The sequence below is a fragment of the Nonomuraea sp. B5E05 genome, from assembly GCF_039880665.1.
Lineage (GTDB): Bacteria > Actinomycetota > Actinomycetes > Streptosporangiales > Streptosporangiaceae > Nonomuraea.
The window spans coordinates 105,084-122,671 of record NZ_JBDPMJ010000007.1; the positions used below are offsets into that span (position 1 = coordinate 105,084).

Annotated in this window: 18 protein-coding genes; 13 read left to right on the forward strand and 5 right to left on the reverse strand. The window is 70.6% G+C overall.

Features of this window, described 5'->3' with window-relative positions; all coding sequences use genetic code 11:
• Positions 1 to 31: 31 nt before the first annotated feature.
• Entirely contained in the window at positions 32 to 550 is a 519-nt protein-coding gene (locus ABGB01_RS15210; protein ID WP_347773929.1) for a DinB family protein, read from the forward strand.
• On the opposite strand, the gene ABGB01_RS15215 is transcribed toward ABGB01_RS15210, so the two are convergent.
• The gene (locus ABGB01_RS15215) at positions 547 to 1,692 is read right to left on the reverse strand and encodes an ROK family transcriptional regulator (RefSeq protein WP_347773930.1); all 1,146 of its coding nucleotides are present in this window, start codon (positions 1,690 to 1,692) and stop codon (positions 547 to 549) included. The genes ABGB01_RS15210 and ABGB01_RS15215 overlap by 4 nt on opposite strands.
• A gap of 55 nt (positions 1,693 to 1,747) precedes the next feature.
• On the opposite strand from ABGB01_RS15215, the gene xylA reads away from it, so the two are divergent.
• The 7 genes from xylA (at position 1,748) to ABGB01_RS15250 (ending at position 8,779) form a co-directional block, all read left to right on the forward strand.
• A complete protein-coding gene (gene xylA, locus ABGB01_RS15220) occupies positions 1,748 to 2,899 on the forward strand; it encodes a xylose isomerase (RefSeq protein WP_347773931.1) in 1,152 nt (383 codons plus the stop codon).
• A complete protein-coding gene (locus ABGB01_RS15225) occupies positions 2,896 to 3,639 on the forward strand; it encodes a sugar phosphate isomerase/epimerase (protein WP_347773932.1) in 744 nt (247 codons plus the stop codon). Before xylA ends, ABGB01_RS15225 begins: the two co-directional genes overlap by 4 nt.
• Entirely contained in the window at positions 3,636 to 4,739 is a 1,104-nt protein-coding gene (locus tag ABGB01_RS15230; RefSeq protein WP_347773933.1) for a Gfo/Idh/MocA family oxidoreductase, read from the forward strand. Before ABGB01_RS15225 ends, ABGB01_RS15230 begins: the two co-directional genes overlap by 4 nt.
• Before the next feature lie 106 nt (positions 4,740 to 4,845).
• Entirely contained in the window at positions 4,846 to 6,447 is a 1,602-nt protein-coding gene (lysS, locus tag ABGB01_RS15235; RefSeq protein WP_347773934.1) for a lysine--tRNA ligase, read from the forward strand.
• Positions 6,444 to 6,983 carry an AAA family ATPase gene (locus tag ABGB01_RS15240; protein WP_347773935.1) on the forward strand — a complete coding sequence of 180 codons (540 nt, stop codon included), beginning with the start codon at positions 6,444 to 6,446 and terminating at the stop codon, positions 6,981 to 6,983. The genes lysS and ABGB01_RS15240 overlap by 4 nt, the downstream gene beginning before the upstream one ends.
• 63 nt (positions 6,984 to 7,046) lie before the next feature.
• Positions 7,047 to 7,775 (forward strand): glycosyltransferase family 2 protein, encoded by a 729-nt coding sequence (locus ABGB01_RS15245; RefSeq protein WP_347773936.1) that lies wholly within the window; start codon positions 7,047 to 7,049, stop codon positions 7,773 to 7,775.
• A gap of 41 nt (positions 7,776 to 7,816) precedes the next feature.
• The gene (locus tag ABGB01_RS15250) at positions 7,817 to 8,779 is read left to right on the forward strand and encodes a 2-dehydropantoate 2-reductase N-terminal domain-containing protein (RefSeq protein WP_347773937.1); all 963 of its coding nucleotides are present in this window, start codon (positions 7,817 to 7,819) and stop codon (positions 8,777 to 8,779) included.
• Here the strand turns inward: ABGB01_RS15250 and ABGB01_RS15255 are convergent.
• Positions 8,754 to 9,281 carry a DUF6886 family protein gene (locus tag ABGB01_RS15255; protein WP_347773938.1) on the reverse strand — a complete coding sequence of 176 codons (528 nt, stop codon included), beginning with the start codon at positions 9,279 to 9,281 and terminating at the stop codon, positions 8,754 to 8,756. The two genes, ABGB01_RS15250 and ABGB01_RS15255, sit on opposite strands and share 26 nt — an antisense overlap.
• Positions 9,282 to 9,356: 75 nt before the next feature.
• On the opposite strand from ABGB01_RS15255, the gene ABGB01_RS15260 reads away from it, so the two are divergent.
• Positions 9,357 to 9,713, forward strand: a complete 357-nt coding sequence (locus tag ABGB01_RS15260; RefSeq protein ID WP_347773939.1) for a hypothetical protein — start codon at positions 9,357 to 9,359, stop codon at positions 9,711 to 9,713.
• Between the two features lie 6 nt (positions 9,714 to 9,719).
• On the opposite strand, the gene ABGB01_RS15265 is transcribed toward ABGB01_RS15260, so the two are convergent.
• Entirely contained in the window at positions 9,720 to 10,145 is a 426-nt protein-coding gene (locus ABGB01_RS15265) for a hypothetical protein (RefSeq protein ID WP_347773940.1), read from the reverse strand.
• A 62-nt stretch (positions 10,146 to 10,207) separates the two neighbouring features.
• Between ABGB01_RS15265 and ABGB01_RS15270 the strand changes: the two genes are divergently transcribed.
• Complete coding sequence (locus ABGB01_RS15270) at positions 10,208 to 12,109, forward strand: nitrate- and nitrite sensing domain-containing protein (RefSeq protein WP_347773941.1); 1,902 nt, start codon at positions 10,208 to 10,210, stop codon at positions 12,107 to 12,109.
• Here ABGB01_RS15270 and ABGB01_RS15275 read toward each other — a convergent pair.
• Both ABGB01_RS15275 and ABGB01_RS15280 read right to left on the reverse strand, forming a co-directional pair.
• Positions 12,096 to 12,929 carry an MBL fold metallo-hydrolase gene (locus tag ABGB01_RS15275; protein WP_347773942.1) on the reverse strand — a complete coding sequence of 278 codons (834 nt, stop codon included), beginning with the start codon at positions 12,927 to 12,929 and terminating at the stop codon, positions 12,096 to 12,098. The two genes, ABGB01_RS15270 and ABGB01_RS15275, sit on opposite strands and share 14 nt — an antisense overlap.
• 21 nt (positions 12,930 to 12,950) lie before the next feature.
• The gene (locus ABGB01_RS15280; RefSeq protein ID WP_347773943.1) at positions 12,951 to 13,091 is read right to left on the reverse strand and encodes a hypothetical protein; all 141 of its coding nucleotides are present in this window, start codon (positions 13,089 to 13,091) and stop codon (positions 12,951 to 12,953) included.
• A gap of 391 nt (positions 13,092 to 13,482) precedes the next feature.
• Between ABGB01_RS15280 and rho the strand changes: the two genes are divergently transcribed.
• From rho to ABGB01_RS15295, 3 genes are all read left to right on the forward strand, one after another.
• Positions 13,483 to 14,586 carry a transcription termination factor Rho gene (gene rho / locus ABGB01_RS15285; protein ID WP_347773944.1) on the forward strand — a complete coding sequence of 368 codons (1,104 nt, stop codon included), beginning with the start codon at positions 13,483 to 13,485 and terminating at the stop codon, positions 14,584 to 14,586.
• Between the two features lie 23 nt (positions 14,587 to 14,609).
• Complete coding sequence (locus tag ABGB01_RS15290) at positions 14,610 to 15,641, forward strand: putative RNA methyltransferase (protein ID WP_347773945.1); 1,032 nt, start codon at positions 14,610 to 14,612, stop codon at positions 15,639 to 15,641.
• Between the two features lie 142 nt (positions 15,642 to 15,783).
• Complete coding sequence (locus tag ABGB01_RS15295; RefSeq protein ID WP_347773946.1) at positions 15,784 to 17,550, forward strand: prolyl oligopeptidase family serine peptidase; 1,767 nt, start codon at positions 15,784 to 15,786, stop codon at positions 17,548 to 17,550.
• The last annotated feature ends 38 nt before the right edge of the window (positions 17,551 to 17,588 follow it).

The following is a 17,588-nucleotide window of genomic DNA, read 5'->3' on the forward strand; positions in this document are numbered from 1 at the left end:
TAGCGGCGCGGTTGAAGTAGCGTCGGCCGTCATGACACTCCCCCGTGAACGACCCCCCTTCGTGGCCGACGAGCGCACGCAGCTCGTGGGCTGGCTCGACATGCAGCGCGCGATCGTCCAGTGGAAGTGCGAGGGGTTGTCGGAGGAGGACGCGCACCGCCCCGTCCTGCCCACCTCGCCCCTCATGACGGTGGCCGGCGTGCTCTCCCACCTGCGCTGGACCGAGCACTGCTGGTTCGAGGTGCTCTTCCTGGGCCGCTCCGCCGCGGGCAACCCGGCGTTCGACGAGGAGGCGGAGGAGGACGCCGACATGATCGCCGACGGCGTGCCGACGGCCCGGCTGCTCGACGACTACGAGCGGCAGTGCCGGACCTCCAACGAGATCATCGCCGCTCATTCGCTCGACGACGTCGGCCAGCACCCCGACTTCCGCTCCGCCCAGGCGAGCCTGCGCTGGATGGTGATCCACATGGTGGAGGAGACCGCCAGGCACGCCGGCCACCTCGACACGATCCGCGAGCTGCTCGACGGGAAGAAGGGCTACTTCTAAAGGCCCAGGACCTCGGCCGGCTCGGCGATGATGCGCTGGATGATCATCCCGGCCGCCCCCAGCACCGCCGCGTCCGGGCCGGTCTGCGAGACCACGAGGGCGGGCGGGTCGTCGCGCATGTGCGCCAGCCTGGCCTCCAGCCCGTCGGCCACGGGCCCCTCCAGCCACGGGAACAACGGCTTGAAGACGCCGCCGAGCACGATCATGCCCGGGTCGAGCAGGTGCACGGCCGAGGTGAGCGCCACGCCGAGGGCGTGCCCGGCCCGCTCGCACGTCTCCTGCGCCCGCGGGTCGCCCGACTCCAGCCGCGACACCAGCGCGGCGACCGAGTCCAGCTCCCCGAGCAGCGTGTCCTGACCGGCGTAGACCTCCAGGCAGCCGCGGCCGCCGCACCGGCACGCGGGCCCGTCGGGCACGACGACGACGTGGCCCAGCTCGCCCGCCAGCCCGAACGTGCCCCTGAACAGGCTGCCGGCCACCACGAGCCCGGCGCCGACGCCGATCTCGCCCGACACGTAGAGGAAGTCCGTCTCCCGCGCGCCGAACCACAACTCGCCGAGCGCCGCCAGGTTGGCCTCGTTGTCGATGGCGAACGGCAGGTCGACCACGTCGGTCACCCGTACGTCCCGCCAGCCGAGGTGCGGCGCGCTGCGCAGCGTCTCGCCCTCGACGGTGCCGGGCACGGCGAGCGCGGCGCCGATGACCCGCAGCCCGGCCGCCTCGGCCTCGCCGATGGTCTCCTTCGCCAGTTCGCGCAGCTCCTGCAGGATGTGCGCGGGGTCGGAGTTGCGGTTGTCGGCCGGGCGGGTGCGGCGCAGGCGTACGGTGCGGGTGAGGTCGACCACGCAGGCCGCCAGATAGTCGATGTTGATCTCCAGCCCCAGCGTGGCCACCCGGTGGCCGCTCAGGCTCACGGCGACCCCCGGGCGGCCCCGCTCGCCGTCCCTGACGGCGCCGCGTTCGGTCACCACCCCCGCCTCCAGCAGGTCGGCGACGAGGCTGGACACGGTGGTCTTGGTGAGCCCGGTCAGCTCGGCGAGCGCGGCGCGGGTGTGCGGCCCCGACCGGTGGATCGCCCCGAGTACGACGGCCAGGTTGCGGGCACGCATGGAATCATGGCGGACCCCTCTTGACGCCACCATGCTCACCTCCTCAGGATTATGTACAGATTATGGACTAAACACCAAAGGACGCACCATGACCGCATTCACGCCCACCCCCGACGACCGCTTCACCTTCGGCCTCTGGACCGTCGGATGGCAGGCCCGCGACCCGTTCGGCGACGCCTCCAGGCCGCCGCTCGACCCGGTCGAGAGCGTGCACCGCCTGGCCGAGCTCGGCGCGCACGGCGTCACCTTCCACGACGACGACCTCCTCGCGGTCGAACCCGACCGGGAGAAGGCCATCGCGGCGTTCAGGAAGGCCCTCGACGAGACCGGCATGAAGGTGCCGATGGCCACCACCAACCTGTTCACCCACCCGGTCTTCAAGGACGGCGCGTTCACCAGCAACGACCGCGACGTGCGGCGCTACGCCCTGCGCAAGGTCATGCGCAACATCGACCTGGCCGCCTCGCTGGGCGCGAAGACGTACGTGTGCTGGGGCGGCCGCGAGGGCGCCGAGTCCGACGCCGCCAAGGACGTCAAGGCGGCCATGGAGCGCTACAAGGAGGGCCTGGACCTGCTCTGCTCGTACGTCCGCGAGCGCGGCTACGACCTTCGCTTCGCCCTGGAGCCCAAGCCCAACGAGCCCCGCGGCGACATCCTGCTGCCCACGATCGGCCACGCCCTGGCGCTGATCAACGAGCTGGAGCACCCCGAGATGGTGGGCCTCAACCCCGAGGTCGGCCACGAACAGATGGCCGGGCTCAACTTCGTGCACGGCATCGCCCAGGCGTTGTGGCACGGCAAGCTGTTCCACATCGACCTCAACGGCCAGCACGGGCCGAAGTACGACCAGGACCTGGTCTTCGGCCACGGCGACCTCAAGAGCGCGTTCTTCCTGGTCGACCTGCTGGAGAACGGCGGCTACGACGGCCCACGGCACTTCGACTACAAGCCGCTGCGCACCGAGGACCGCGAGGACGTGTGGGTCTCGGCGGCGGCGAACATGCGGACCTACCTCATCCTCAAGGAGAAGTCGCGCGCCTACCGGGCCGACCCCGAGGTGCAGGAGGCCCTGCGCGCCTCCCGCGTGGACGAGCTCGCCCAGCCCACCCTCGCGGCCGGCGAGACGTGGGCCGACCTGGCCAAGGACGACTTCGACCCCGAGGCCGCGGCCGAGCGCGGCTTCCACTTCACCCGGCTGAACCAGCTCGCGCTCGAGCACCTCATGGGGGTACGCGGATGACGAGACCCATCAGTGTCCAGCTCTACACCGTCAGGGAGCCGCTGACCGCGGACCGCGACGACGTGCTCCGGCGGATCTCGGAGATCGGCTACACCGCGGTCGAGCCGTACGACCCGACCTCCGACCCCGAGGGGTTCCGCCAGGTCGCCGACGACCTGGGGCTGCGCGTGTCGAGCTCGCACGCGGGCGCGCTGCTCCGCCAGGAGCCCGCCGAGGTCTTCGACGCGGTCGCCACGCTCGGCACCGACCTGGTGATCATCCCCGCCGGGATCGCACACGAGGAGTTCACCACCGCCGACGGCATCGCCCGTGCGGCCGACCTGCTGAACGGCCTGGCCGAGCAGGCGGCCGGGCACGGGATGCGGGTCGGCTACCACAACCACTGGTGGGAGATCGAGCCGAAGCTCGACGGCCGGCACGCCATCGAGGTGCTGGCCGACCGGCTGGCTCCCGAGGTGTTCCTGCAGATCGACACCTACTGGGCGGCGGTGGGCGGCGCCGACGTGCCCGCCCTGCTCGGCCGCCTCGGGGAGCGCGTGATCGCGCTGCACGTCAAGGACGGCCCGGTGGTCAAGGGCGAGCCGCACACCGCGGTCGGCAGGGGTGTCATGCCCGTACCCGAGATCCTCGCCGCCGCCCCTGGCGCCTGGCGCGTCGTCGAGCTCGACGAGTGCGCCACCGACGTCTTCGCCGCTCTGGCGGACAGCCACGCCTATCTCACCTCTTTGGAGAGCCTTTGAGCAACGGCCCCGTCGGCGTCGCCCTGGTCGGCGCCGGAGTCATCAGTGGCCAGTACCTCCGCAACCTCACCGCCTTCCCCGACGTGCGCGTGCTCGCCGTCGCGGACCTCGACGCCGACCGGGCCGCGACCGTCGCCCGCGAACACGGCGTTCCCGTCTCCGGCGACCTCGGCACGGCGCTCGCGCTGCCCGAGGTGGAGATCGTGGTCAACCTCACGGTCCCGTCCGCGCACGCGGCCGTCGCGCTGGAGGCCCTGCGCGCCGGCAAGCACGTGTACGGCGAGAAGCCCTTCGCCATGGACATGGACGAGGGCTCGAAGGTCATGGCCGAGGCCGCCAACCGGGGCCTGCGCCTCGGTTGCGCCCCCGACACCTTCCTGGGCGCCGGGCTCCAGTCGACCCTGCACGCCCTGCGCTCCGGCCTCATCGGCACGCCGGTCGCCGTCGCGGCGGCCACGCAGAGCCTCGGCCCCGAGTCGTGGCACCCCAACCCCGAGTTCTTCTACCAGCCCGGCGGCGGTCCGCTCTTCGACCTCGGCCCCTACTACCTGACCGCCCTCGTGTCCCTGTTCGGCCCGGTCAAGCGGGTCGCGGCCGGCACCCGCAAGGCCCGCGAGCAGCGCGTCGTCGGGTCAGGGCCCAAGGCGGGCACGGCCTTCCCCGTCGACGTCCCCACCCATGTCAACGCCCTGCTGGACTTCCCCGGCGCCGCCACGGCGACGGCGACGTTCAGCTTCGACTCGCCCATCAACCGCAGGATGATCGAGGTCATCGGCACCGAGGGCGCGTTGTCGCTTCCCGACCCCAACACGTTCGAGGGCCCGCTGCTGGCCCGCGGCCTGCGCGACACGGACTGGCGCGAGCTGCCCGTGTCGGGCACGACGGTGAGCCGCGGCATCGGCGTGCTGGACCTGGCCAGATCGTTGCGCGCGGGCGCGCCGCACCGGGCGTCGGGCGAGCTGGCCTACCACGTGCTGGAGCTCATGTCGTCGATCGCGCAGTCGGGCGAGCGTTCGGAGTTCCGTCCCATCTCCTCCACCACGACCGCGCCGGAACCGCTGCCCGCCGACTGGGACCCGCACGCGGCCACCCTGTCCTGATCCGGCGGCGACCGTGCTCCGGGCGGGACGGAGTACGGTCGCCGAGCCGGCGGACCCGTACGGTATCGCGTTGGCTTCAACCGGCCGGACCCGCAAGAATGGCGCGATGGCGGAAAGTGCCGAGACCGACTGGGTCTCCAGGTTCGCGGACGAGGTGATCTCCGAGGCGGAGAGACGCGCTCCGGGCAAACCGATCGTCTGCGCGTCGGGGTTGAGCCCGTCGGGCCCGATCCACCTGGGCAACCTGCGTGAGGTCATGACCCCCCACCTGGTCGCCGACGAGATCCGCCGGCGCGGCCTCGACTGCGTGCACCTGCTGTCGTGGGACGACTACGACCGCTTCCGCCGGGTCCCCGCGGGCGTCGACCCGTCCTGGGCCGAGCACATCGGCAAGCCGCTGACCTCGGTGCCCGCCCCTCCCGGCAGCGTGCACGCCAACTGGGCCGAGCACTTCAAGGCGCCGATGGCCGAGGCTCTCAAGGAGCTGGGCGTCGACTGTCGCGGCATCAGCCAGACGGAGCAGTACACCTCGGGCGCCTACCGCGAGCAGATCCTGCGGGCGGTGCGCGAGCGGGCGGCGATCGACGCCGTGTTGTCGCGCTACCGCTCGAAGCAGGTCGAAGACTATTTTCCGTACAAACCCTACTGCGATCTGTGCGGGCGCGACCTGACGACGGTCACCGCCTACGACGACGAGACCACCGAGCTGGCCTACACCTGCGAGTGCGGCTTCGGCGAGACGGTCCGGCTGGCCGAGCACGACCACGGCAAGCTGGTGTGGAAGGTCGACTGGCCGATGCGCTGGGCCTACGAGGGCGTCATCTTCGAGCCGTCCGGGGTCGACCACCACTCTCCCGGCTCCGCCTGGATCGTCGGCGGGCAGATCGTGGGCGAGGTGTTCGGCGGCCGGCAGCCGATCGGCCCCATGTACGCGTTCGTCGGCATCACCGGTATGGCCAAGATGAGCAGCTCCAAGGGCGACGTGCCGACCCCGGCCGACGCCCTGGAGATCATGGAGGCGCCGGTGCTGCGCTGGCTGTACGCCCGCCGCAAGCCCGCACAGTCCTTCAAGATCGCCTTCGACCAGGAGCTCCAGCGCCTCTACGACGAGTGGGACGCCCTGGGCCGCAAGGTCGCCGCCGGGCAGGCCCAGCCCGCCGAACTGGCCGCGTACAAGCGCGCGGTCAGCACCGCCGCGGGCCCGCTGCCCGCCACGCCGCACCCGATCCCCTACCGCACGCTGGCCTCCGTCCTCGACATCACGACCGGGCACGCCGGGCAGACCATCCGCATCCTGCGCGACCTCGACGCGGTCGGCTCGCTCGACGACGCCCGCCCGCGCCTGGACAAGGCGCAGAGCTGGGTCGACGACCACCTGCCCGCCGACCTGCGCACCCGCGTGCGCGGGACGCCCGACCATGAGCTGCTCGACTCGCTCGACCCCGGCGCGCGCGAGTCGTTGCGGCTGCTGGCCGACGGCCTCGATGACTGGTCGATCGAGGGCCTCACCTCGCTGGTGTACGGCGTGCCGAAGGTCCTGGCCGGGCTGCCGGCCGACGCCCAGGCGACGCCGGAGCTGAAGGCGGCGCAGCGGACCTTCTTCGCCCTGCTCTACAAACTGCTCGTCGGCCGCGAGACCGGCCCCAGGCTGCCCACGCTGCTGATGGCCGTCGGCGCCGACCGGGTGCGCAAGCTCGTCGGCGCATGAGAGGCGTCGTCCTCATCACCGGCATCTCGGCCGCCGGCAAGTCCACCGTGGCGCAGGCCCTGGCCGAGCGGCTGCCGCGCTCCGCCCACGTGCGGGGCGACGTGTTCCGGCGCATGGTGGTCGGCGGCCGCGCCGAGATGACGCCGGAGGAGACGGGCGAGGCGCAACGCCAGCTCCACCTTCGTTACCGCATCGCAGCGAATACTGCGGACATGTATTGCGAAGCCGGATTCACATCAATTGTTCAGGACGTCGTTATTGGTGGGGATTTGGAGCGGTTCACGAAAATGGTCCGTTCTCGGCCCTTGCAGGTCGTCGTTCTCGCTCCCGACCCGGCGGCCGTGGAGCGCCGCGAGCGGGCGCGCGGCAAGCGCGGCTACGCGGGCGGATGGACGATAGCCCAGCTGGACACCGTGTTGCGCGACGAGACGCCGCGCCTCGGCCTGTGGCTCGACACCTCCCGGCAGAGCCCGGAAGAAACCGTGAACGAGATTATCTCTCGGGTTATAGAGGCTCAAATAGGAGGCGATCGATAAGAACCCTGACCCATGCAAGGAATCGTCAAGTGAACTGCATGCGAAAGGGGGGATTTTTCTGCCATGAACAACCAGCCTTTCGCCGCCAGCGTCAGCGTCATCGTTCCCGCGATGAACGAGGCCGACAACCTCCCTCACGTGTTCGCCACGCTGCCCGAATGGATCGACGAGGTGATCCTGGTCGACGGCAACTCGACCGACGACACCGTCGCCGTGGCGCGCGGGCTGCGCCCCGACCTGCGGGTCGTCACGCAGACACGGCGCGGCAAGGGCAACGCCCTCATCGAGGGTTTCCAGGCCGCACGCGGCGACATCATCGTCATGATCGACGCCGACGGCTCCACCAACGGCCGGGAGATCCGCTCGTTCGTCGCCACGCTCGTCAACGGCGCCGACTTCGCCAAGGGCTCCAGGTACGCCCCTGGTGGCGGCTCGGACGACCTCAGTCCGATCCGCTCGCTCGGCAACAAGGTCCTCACCGGGCTGACGAACCTCCTCTACGGCACCCGCTACACCGACCTCTGCTACGGCTACAACGCCTTCTGGACCCGCCACCTCGACGCCCTCGACCTCGACTGCGACGGCTTCGAGATCGAGACCCTGATGAACGTCCGGGCCGCCCAGGCCGGCCTCGTCATCCGCGAGGTCCCCAGCCACGAGCGCTCCCGCATCCACGGCGAGAGCAACCTGCACGCGCTGCGCGACGGCTGGCGCGTGCTCAGAACGATCCTGCGCGAGCGCGGTCGCGGCAGCGCCGTCACGGCCCAGACGCAGGTGGCCCTGGCGAAGTGAGCCGGTGGCGCCGACCACGTTAATAGTGACATTCTCTGACAATGCGCTACATAGTGATCGGAGCGGGAGCAGTCGGGGGAACCATCGGGGCCCGGCTCTTCCAAGGCGGCCACGACGTCCTGCTCATCGCGAGAGGCGCTCACCACGACGCGCTCAAGCGTGACGGCCTGCGCCTGATCACCCCTGAATCCACCGAAACCCTCGACATCCCCACCGCCGACGGCCCCGTGCCCACCCGCGACGGCGACGTGCTGATCCTGGCCACCAAGTCGCAGGACACCATCGCCGCACTCGGCCCATGGCCGGTCGGCCTGCCCGTGGTCTGCGCCCAGAACGGCGTCGCCAACGAGCGCATGGCCCTGCGGCGGTTCGAGCACGTCTACGGCATGTGCGTGTGGTTGCCCGCCGAACATCTGCAGCCCGGCGTGGTGACCGCGAACGGCCACCCGTACTCCGGCATGTTGCACGTCGGGCGCTATCCACAGGGTGTGGACGAGCTCGCCGAGCAGATCGCCACCGACCTCGGCAAGCACGGACTCGTCGGGCGGGCCGTCCCCGACGTGATGCGCTGGAAGCACGGCAAACTGATCGGCAACCTGGGCAACGCCGTCGAGGCGCTGCTCGGCCGCGTGGACGGATTCGTCGAGGTGGTCACGCGGGCCAGGGTGGAGGCCATGACCGTGCTCGACACGGCCGGCATCGCTTACTCGACGAACGAGGAGGAGGCCGAGGTGCGCGGCCGGCGGGTCGACATCCGCCCGGTCGAGGGCGCCGAGCGCGGCGGCGGGTCGTCGTGGCAGAGCCTGGCCAGGGGCAGCGGCTCGATCGAGGCCGACTACCTCAACGGCGAGATCGTCCTGCTCGGCCGGCTGCACGGCGTGCCCACCCCCGTCAACGAGGTGCTGCGGAGCGAGGCCAACAGGGCCGCCCGCGAGAAGCTGCCGCCCGGCTCGATGCGGCTGGAGACGCTGCGAGCGCTCATCGACGAGCGTTGCGCATCCTGATCCCGCTGAACTCCAGCGTGCTCGCCGTCACCTCGTTCCAGAACGGCCACAGGTCGGCCATCACCCTGAGCTGGATGCCGGCCTCCTCGTGCAGCTCGAACAGGTCGGAGACCGGCTCGGGCGGGCCCAGCGGCACCACGGGGACGGTCGCCACCACGGCGTGCGGCGGATCGCCGATGGGCTTGAAGTCGTCGGCCGGGAGCCGGTAGGCGTAGAGCCGGACGTCCATGATGGCCCGCAGCCAGCCGTACTCGACGGCGTGCACCCGATCGCCGCAGGCCGAGCCGACGATCCGGTCGAGGTCCTCCTGGGTGGTGCGCGGGCCGGCCCACGCCATCGCCCGGGGGCAGTCGCGGGGGAACCAGTAGTCGGGGCACCGGTCGTGGCCGACCGCCCACACGTAGGGCTCGGTCCGTACGGACGTCGGCGCGACATGCGGCACGAACCGCTCGATGGTCGGGTCCTCGGAGAAGTGCAGCACCTCGCCCGGTCCAGGTCTCATGATGACCATCATGGCGCATATCCCTCCGCCGACAGGGCAGGGGAAACCCACTCTGACGACAAGGGGTGAGTTTGGATGATCTTTTTAGGTGTGCTTCTGGTCCTGCTCGCCGGCGCCGCCGCCGCACTGATCCTCACCGAGGAGAGCGCCAGGTACATCCTCTTCGGATACACCTTCGAGCCCAATCACCTGGAGATGTTCCTCGCGGGGGCGGCTGTCGCGGCCGTCCTGCTCGCGGGGCTCTGGCTGATCGGCTCGTGGTCCCGCAGGACCGCAAGGCAGCGCCGCAGGCTTCGCAACGCCAAGGCCGAGGCCTCCAGCCGGGTGGCCCAGCTGGAGGACGAGAAACGCGATCTGGAACGCAAGCTCGAACGCGACGGCTCATCCGGTGACCGCCTCGTGTCGCGCGGACCCCAGGACACGAGTCCGTGATGCTGGTCAGGCGTTCACGCTCTGGCGTGCGGGCAGCAGGTTGCCCTCACGCCAGAGCGCGAACCCCGTGATCAGCGCGCCGATCCCCTCCCAGAGCCCGACGCCGAAGAACTTGCCCGGCGCCGCGCCCGTCAGCACCAGCGTGGTGAACACCGCGAACGTCACCAGCCGGAACGGCACCGTCCAGCGGAAGAACGGGGTGTAGTCCGCCGATGCCGCGAAGACGTAGTAGACGCCCATGTTGACCGCCGCCATCGACGAAGCGGCCATGTAGACCAGCGTGTAGTCCCCCGGCGGCCTGGTGTCGAGCACCTCGAAACCCAGCATGACCAGCAGAGTGTCAGGAGAGATCAGACCGAGCAGGCCGAGGGCGAAGGCGAGGAAGCCGAAGACCGCGATGGTCCAGCCGGAAAAAGAACGCGGGAGACGCACAGAAATCCTTCCAAAGGGGGGTGTACTCTGCGAGGCGATCTCATCATGCACCCGGAGGTCGCATGCCCCCCACGCGTGGCCGCCCCATCGCGCTGAAAATTCTCATCCTCCTCCTCGTCCCGCTGCTGTCCCTCGTGGGCCTGTGGGCGTTCGCCGCAGGGCTGACCGGCGGCGACGGCGTCCGGCTGCTGGCGATCAACGACCTGGCGGGCAACCTGGCCATCCCGTCTGAACAGGTCAACATCCACCTGCAGAACGAGCGGCTCGTCTCGACGCAGTTCCTGGCCACGGGCAAGGGCGCCGGCAAGGTGGCCCAGCAGCGCAAGTCCACCGACCAGGCCATGGCCACGTTCCGCAGGCTGACCAGGGCCCAGCAGGACCTGACGCCCGCCATGAGCACGCAGCTCAACGCGCTGAACGCCAAGCTCGGCGGGCTCCCCGACCTCCGGCGCGCGGTCGACGGCGGCACGACCGCGCCGCTCGACATCGTCGAGGGCTACAGCCAGATCGTCGACGCGTCCTTCCGCATGTACGACGCCATGGTGCTGGTGCCCGACATGTCCCTCTACAAGCAGGCCAGGGCCATCACGATGCTCGGCGAGGCCAAGGACATGTTGTCCAGGGAGCAGGCCGTGATCGCGGTGGTGCTCGCCAAGGGCAAGGTGGAGCCCAGGGAGCGGGGGGCGTTCACGGCCATGGTCGCCACCAGGCGGCTGCTCTACTCCCAGGCGCTCTCCCACCTCGACGACGAACTGCGCGGCCCGTACGAGCGGCTGTCCGCGTCGCCCGTCTACCGGGAGTTCGTCCGTACCGAGGACACCATCCGCACGCAAACCTCCACCATCGGCCTGCCGCCCACGGCGGCCACCTGGCCCGTCGACGCCCAGAACCTGTGGAAGGCCGTCGAGGGCAACCAGAGCGCGGCCGTGCGGGGCATCACCGCCCGGGTCACGCCGACGGCCATCGGCATGCTGGTCAAGCTCGGCGTGGCGGGCGGCGTGGGCCTGATCGCCGTCATCGCCTCGATCGTGCTCTCGCTGCGCTTCCGCAGGCGCCTGGTGAGCGAGCTGGCCGGGCTCCGCGACGCGGCCACGGAGCTGGCCGAGGTTCGGCTGGCCGAGCTGGTCAGGCGGCTGCGCAAGAACGTCGACCCGCCCACGCCCGAGGAGGTTGCGCCGCTGAAGGTCAGGACCAGCACCTCCGAGGTGAGCGACATCGTCCAGGCGTTCAACGAGGTGCAGTCCACGGCCGTCAAGGCCGCGCTGGGCCAGGCCAAGCTGCGGCACGGCGTCAGCCAGGTCTTCGTGAACCTGGCCAGGCGCAACCAGTCGCTGCTGCACCGGCAACTGCTGCAGCTCGACAGCATGGAACGGGCCGCCGAGGAGCCGGAGACGCTGGCGGACCTGTTCAAGCTCGACCACCTCACCACCCGCATGCGCCGCCACGCGGAGAGCCTCATCATCCTGTCCGACCAGACGCCGGGGCGCGGCTGGCGCAACCCGGTGCCGGTGCACGACGTGCTGCGCGCGGCCGTCGCGGAGGTCGAGGAGTACGAGCGGGTCGAGGTGCTCCAGCCGCCGCCGGTCTCCCTACTGGGCTCGGTGGTCACGGACGTGGCCCACCTGGTGGCCGAGCTGGTGGAGAACGCCACACTCTTCTCGCCGCCGCAGACCAAGGTGGACGTGCGCAGCTCCAGCACCGCACACGGCCTCATGATCGAGATCGAGGACCGCGGCCTCGGCCTGCCCCGCGTCGAGCTCGACGAGCTCAACGACCGGCTGTCGACGGTGCCGGAGTTCGACCTGGCGCAGAGCGACCGGCTCGGCCTGTTCGTGGTCGGCAGGCTCGCGTCCAGGCACGGCATCAAGGTCACCCTGGCGCCCTCGCCGTACGGCGGGCTGACCGCGATGGTCGCCCTGCCTTCGTCGCTCCTGGCCGACCAGCCGGTGCTCAGCGGCCGGTGACGGGCCCGGCGGTCGGCCCGGCGGCTGGGTCGGCGGCAGGGTCGGCGAGAGGGCCGGTGACAGGCGTCGCGCCGGCCGGCGACAGGCGCAGGAACGGCTCGCTGAAGTGCGCGGTGGCGAGGATCGCCCGCTCGGCGCGGAGCGCGGCGAGGGTCTCCGCGCGGGTGCGCGCGGCGGCCTCCTGGTCGCCGTCGTAGAGGTAGCGCAGGCGCGGATCGTCCAGCTGCACCGGGTGGAGGACGAGGTCGCCGGTCATGGCCACGTCGCCGGCCCTGGCGATCTGGTGTCCGGGGGTGTGGCCGGGTGCGAGGTGCACGCGCACGCCCGGCGCGACGTCCGCGTCGCCCTCGACGACGTGCAGCTGATCCTTGATCGTGGTGACGACGTCGTCGAGCATCGGGCCGGCGGCGGCGTCGAGCTCGGCCCTCTGGAGCACGTAGCGGGCGTTCTCGAACGCGGGCCTGCCGTCCGCGACCGCGCCCGAAGCGTGGTCGCCGTGCAGGTGGGTCAGGATCACGGTGCCGATGTCGGCGGGCGACACCCCCACGGCGGCGAGCTCACCGACCAGCGTGCCGGGGACCGGCGCCCAGGTGGCCGCCGGTGAGTCGACACCGCCGATGCCGGTGTCGACCAGCGTCAGGCGGCCGGCCGCGTCACGCAGCAGGTAGCAGTGGAAGTGCAGGACCCAGGGCTCGTCGGGCAGGCCTGAGCCGGCGAACATCTCATCGAGCGGGCGTCGGATGGCGGGGCCCATGGGGCCGACGGCGTCGCAGAGCGGGGTCACGTCGACGCCGGACACGGTGATCGATCGGTGCGGCACCCGGTAAGGCTACGCCCTCGCTCAGGCGGCGACCGGCTCGCGCGGGACGTATTCGTTCTCGACGTCGGCGGCGAAGACGGCGCGGCGGCAGTGGGCGCACCTGTACATGATCGGGCCTTCGTCGAGCTCGTTGTGGCACCGCGGGCAGTTGACGGTCATCATGATGCTCCCCCAAAGTCTCTCTTCGTCTTCATGGAACCCCCATCGAGTTGCAGGGATCCTGCATGCCACTAGATATGACGCCGCTACGCCGATGGGAGTTGTGTCCTTCGGTACACCGAGCGCGGTAATTTTCCTCGCCCTGCGGTGTCGAGAAGAACATTGTCACGCGTCTACCCGGCGTTCGCCGGTCAAGACACGGGAACGGCCCGGGAATAGTCCAAGCGAGCTAGGCGTTACATGGGCCAGATGGTGTGGTATGTTCCAACCAGCGTTGAGCTCAGGCTCCGCTGATCTTCACCTCGCGGCCCTGCCCCGCTTCACGGGGGCCCGGCTCGTGTTCCTTTTTCTGCCAACCCGATATGGGTTCGGCGCATCCCCTGAGGGGTCCATCATGTCTGTGCAAACCATTCCGCGGCAGCGTGCCTCCACGTCGGTCCGGCATGTGACCGGCCTTCTGGACGTACGCGACAAATCCGCATTTCTCCGGGCCGGCCATCTGCCGGGACCCGGCGACGTACGCCTCACACCCGACAAGCTCCGCCAGTACGACCTGCGCCCCGGCGACCATGTGACCGCCACCCTCGCCGGCAACAAGCTGGTCGGCGTCGAGTCCGTCAACGGCGCCGCACAATGGCGGGACCGCCCCCGCTTCGCCGACCTGACACCGATCCACCCGACAGAACGGCTCAGCATCGAGACGGAGTCGCTCAGCACGCGCGTCATCGACCTGTTCGCCCCCATCGGCAAGGGGCAGCGCGGCCTGATCGTGGCGCCGCCCAAGGCCGGCAAGACCATGGCGATGCAGGCGCTGGCCGCCGGGATCTCCCGCAACCACCCCGAGGTGCACCTCATGGTCCTCCTGGTGGGCGAGCGGCCCGAGGAGGTCACCGAGATGCGCGCCACCATCGACGGCGAGGTCTTCTCCTCCACCTTCGACCACCCCGACCGCGACCACGCCGCCCTCGCCGAGCTGGCCATCGAACGCGCCAAGCGGCTCGTCGAGGCGGGGCGGGACGTGGTTCTGCTGCTCGACTCGCTGACGCGGCTCGGGCGCGCGTACAACAACCTGGCGCCCGGCGGTGGGCGCGTGCTCACCGGCGGCATCGACGCCACCGCCCTCTACCCGCCCAAACGCTTCTTCGGCGCCGCCCGTAACGTCGAGGGCGGCGGCTCACTCACCATCCTCGCCACCGCGCTGGTGGACACCGGCTCGCGGATGGACAACAGCCTGTACGAGGAGTTCAAGGGCACGGGCAACATGGAGCTGCACCTGACCCGCGAGCTGGCCGAGCGGCGGTTGTTCCCGGCCGTCGACCTGGACGCCTCGGGCACCCGGCGGGAGGAGATCCTGCTGCACCCGCAGGAGCGGCAGGTCATCTGGCGGCTGCGCCGGATGCTCACCACGCAGGAGAAGCAGCAAGGGCTCGAGATGCTCGTCGGCAAGCTCCGCTCCACTCCCTCCAACGCCGCGTTCCTCCTGGAAGCGAGCGCGTGACGTGCGTGCACCAGAATGGGCGCATGCTGGCTGACATCGTCGACTACCTGAGCTGTCCCGTGTGCCGTGCGGGGCTGCGGATCGACGCGGCGACGGTGCGGTGCGCGCAGGGGCACACGTTCGACATGGCCAGGCAGGGATACGTCAGCCTTCTGGTCGGCTCCAGGCCGCCGGGCACCGCCGACACCGCCGCGATGGTGGCCGCGCGGGCCGCTTTCCTGGACGCGGGGCACTATGCCCCCTTGGCCGACGCCGTGGCGCAAGCCGTTCGGGCGCATGTCACTCGGCGGGGAGAACATGAGTCCTCCACGGAAAAGAGTGACGACGCCGAGCTGAGGGCGTACCGTGGGGCGCAACTGGAGGCCGGTGACGGCCCGGGGCCGGCTGGTCGCGGGCAGGGGCCGGGGATCGTCGAGGGTCGTCGCGCGGAGGGCAGGGCCGCGCCGGTGATCGTCGACGCAGGAGCGGGCACCGGGCACTACCTGGCGGCCACGCTCAACGCGGTGACCGATGGCATCGGGATGGCATTCGATGTGTCGAAGCACGCTGTGCGCCGGGCGGCGCGGGTGCATCCGAGGGCGGGAGCGTTCGTGGCCGACGTGTGGCGGCCTCTCCCGATCCGGGATGGGGTGGCCGATGTGGTGATCGACGTGTTCGCGCCCAGAAACGGGCCGGAGTTCTGCAGGATCCTGCGGCCCGGCGGCGTCGCGGTGGTCGTCACTCCCGCGAGGGCGCATCTGAGCCCGCTGGTCGAGGAGCTGGGCCTGCTCTCCGTGGACGACGAGAAGGAGCGCAGGGTGGCTCGGAGCCTCGAGGGGTTCGCCGAGCGCGAGCGGCGTTCGGTGGGGTTCGAGATGGAGTTGGGGCACGATGACATCGCCCAGGTGATCGGGATGGGCCCGAGTGCGTGGCATACCGACGCGGCTACGCTCGATGAGCGAATTGCCTCATTTATCTCCCATAACGTCGCGAAAGGACGTCATAAAGTAACGACCCGCGCGGCGTTTCACCTGTCTATCTATGAACCCGCTCCCCGATCAAGTCCCGTTCCTTGACGGGCCCGCGTGACCGATGTTACTGATGGGGCATTTAGTCCGAAATTCCCCCACATTTTCTAAGTATTTCCCCGGCACAGGCGCAATACTGGACGACATCCATCGCCCCGAGGCGAAGGACTTCAGGGAGGGAGCGCGCCGGATGAAGGCGGAGGAACGCTGGCAGGCCAGGTTCCGGGCCTCGCGCATGACGCTGCCGTCCTGGGCCCGCCAGGCCCCCAACCGCTCCATCTACCGTTCCAACGCCACCGGCACCTGGCAGGTCTACGCGTGGGACCGCGTGTCGGGCACCACCCGCCAGGTCACCGACCGGCCCAGGGGCGCGGTGTACGCCGCCATCGACCCGACCGGCCAGTGGATCTACTGGTTCGCCGACACCGAGGGCGACGAGTTCGGCTCGTGGTGGCGCCAGCCGTTCAACGGCGGCCCCGACGAGCCGGTCGCGCCCGGCATCCCGCCAGGCCAGCCCGGCGGCATCGCGCTGTCCGCGACGGGTGTCGCGGCAGTCAGCCTGGCCAGCGGCGGAGCGTTCCACATCCACCTGGTACGCGCCGGCGAGCCTGCCACGCTCCTGTACGAGCACCCCGAGGCCAACTGGGTGACCGACATGTCCCTCGACGGCTCCCTGATCGCCATCAACCACGGCGAGTACGCCGACTACCGGCACCCGGCGCTGCGCGTCGTCCGCCACAACGGCGACACGGTCGGCGAGCTCTACGACGGCCCCGGCAAGGGGGTCCTCGGCCTCACCTTCGCCCCGGTCATGGGCGACCGCCGCCTGCTCGCCCTGCACGAGCGCCGCCGGCGCCACGAGCCCTTGGTGTGGGACCCGGTGACCGGCGAGCAGCGCGAGATCTGGCTGAGGGACCCCGGCGACCTGGCGGCCGAGTGGTACGACGACGGCCGCGGCCTGCTCATCCTGCGCGACGACCGCGCCCGCAGCCACCTGCACCGCTACGATCTGGCCGGCGGCGTGCTGAAGCTCATCGAGACGCCGCACGGCGTGATCGACGACGCCGCCCCGCGGCCCGGCGGCCATGTCGAATACTCCTGGTCCAGCGCCTCCCACCCGCCGGTCATCCGGTCGAGCAACGATCAGGTCGTGGTCAACTCCAGCGGCCCGCCCGCCCCTCCGAGCGTCCCCGTGGAGGACCTCGACGTCGAAGGCGAGGGCGGCCGCATCCACGCGCTGGTCAGCAGGCCCGAGGCCGGCACCTCGCCCTACCCGACGATCTTCCTGCTGCACGGCGGGCCGGCGGCGCACGACCGCGACGCCTTCTCACCCGAGGTCGCGGCCTGGGTGGACGCCGGGTTCGCGGTGGTGCGGGTCAACTACCGCGGTTCGACCGGCTACGGGTCGGCCTGGCGCGACGCGCTCCGCGGCGACGTGGGGCACACCGAGCTGGCAGACGTGGCCGCCGTGCACCGGTGCGTGGTCGAGCGCGGCATCTCCGACCCCGGCCGGATGGTGCTCGCGGGCTCGGGCTGGGGCGGCTATCTCACGCTGCTCGGCCTCGGCACCCAGCCCGACCTGTGGACGGCCGGCATCGCGGCGGTGCCGCTGGCCTGCCACCAGACGTCGTACGAGGACGAGGCGGAGAGCCTGCGGGCCTACCACCGGGCGTTGTTCGGCGGCTCACCCGACGAGCAGCCGGAGCGGTACGCGGCCAGCTCCCCCATCACCTATGTCGAGCAGGTCCAGAGCCCGCTGCTGATCCTGGCGGGCGAGAACGACGCCCGCTGCCCGATGCGCCAGATCGAGAAGTACGTGGCCAAGCTGGCCGAGCACGGGCGCGATCACGAGGTCTACACCTACGACGCCGCCGCGAGCTCGCTCCTGATCTCGGAGCGCATCACCCAGATCGCGTACCAGCTCGATTTCGCCCGAAAGCACGTCAAACTGCACTAACCACTGACATGTCGTAAGAAGTTGGGCGACTCCGTCGC

Excerpts from the sequence above, each read along its gene's own strand:
- ABGB01_RS15210 (WP_347773929.1), top strand. The coding sequence starts at position 32 with ATGACACTCCCCCGTGAACGACCCCCCTTCGTGGCCGACGAGCGCACG.
- ABGB01_RS15290 (WP_347773945.1), top strand. The coding sequence starts at position 14,610 with ATGCTGGCTGACATCGTCGACTACCTGAGCTGTCCCGTGTGCCGTGCG.
- ABGB01_RS15270 (WP_347773941.1), top strand. The coding sequence starts at position 10,208 with ATGCCCCCCACGCGTGGCCGCCCCATCGCGCTGAAAATTCTCATCCTC.
- ABGB01_RS15240 (WP_347773935.1), top strand. The coding sequence starts at position 6,444 with ATGAGAGGCGTCGTCCTCATCACCGGCATCTCGGCCGCCGGCAAGTCC.
- ABGB01_RS15255 (WP_347773938.1), bottom strand. The coding sequence starts at position 9,281 with ATGAGACCTGGACCGGGCGAGGTGCTGCACTTCTCCGAGGACCCGACC.
- ABGB01_RS15280 (WP_347773943.1), bottom strand. The coding sequence starts at position 13,091 with ATGATGACCGTCAACTGCCCGCGGTGCCACAACGAGCTCGACGAAGGC.
- ABGB01_RS15225 (WP_347773932.1), top strand. The coding sequence starts at position 2,896 with ATGACGAGACCCATCAGTGTCCAGCTCTACACCGTCAGGGAGCCGCTG.
- ABGB01_RS15245 (WP_347773936.1), top strand. The coding sequence starts at position 7,047 with ATGAACAACCAGCCTTTCGCCGCCAGCGTCAGCGTCATCGTTCCCGCG.
- ABGB01_RS15295 (WP_347773946.1), top strand. The coding sequence starts at position 15,784 with ATGAAGGCGGAGGAACGCTGGCAGGCCAGGTTCCGGGCCTCGCGCATG.
- lysS (WP_347773934.1), top strand. The coding sequence starts at position 4,846 with ATGGCGGAAAGTGCCGAGACCGACTGGGTCTCCAGGTTCGCGGACGAG.
- ABGB01_RS15260 (WP_347773939.1), top strand. The coding sequence starts at position 9,357 with ATGATCTTTTTAGGTGTGCTTCTGGTCCTGCTCGCCGGCGCCGCCGCC.
- ABGB01_RS15215 (WP_347773930.1), bottom strand. The coding sequence starts at position 1,692 with ATGGTGGCGTCAAGAGGGGTCCGCCATGATTCCATGCGTGCCCGCAAC.
- xylA (WP_347773931.1), top strand. The coding sequence starts at position 1,748 with ATGACCGCATTCACGCCCACCCCCGACGACCGCTTCACCTTCGGCCTC.
- rho (WP_347773944.1), top strand. The coding sequence starts at position 13,483 with ATGTCTGTGCAAACCATTCCGCGGCAGCGTGCCTCCACGTCGGTCCGG.
- ABGB01_RS15250 (WP_347773937.1), top strand. The coding sequence starts at position 7,817 with ATGCGCTACATAGTGATCGGAGCGGGAGCAGTCGGGGGAACCATCGGG.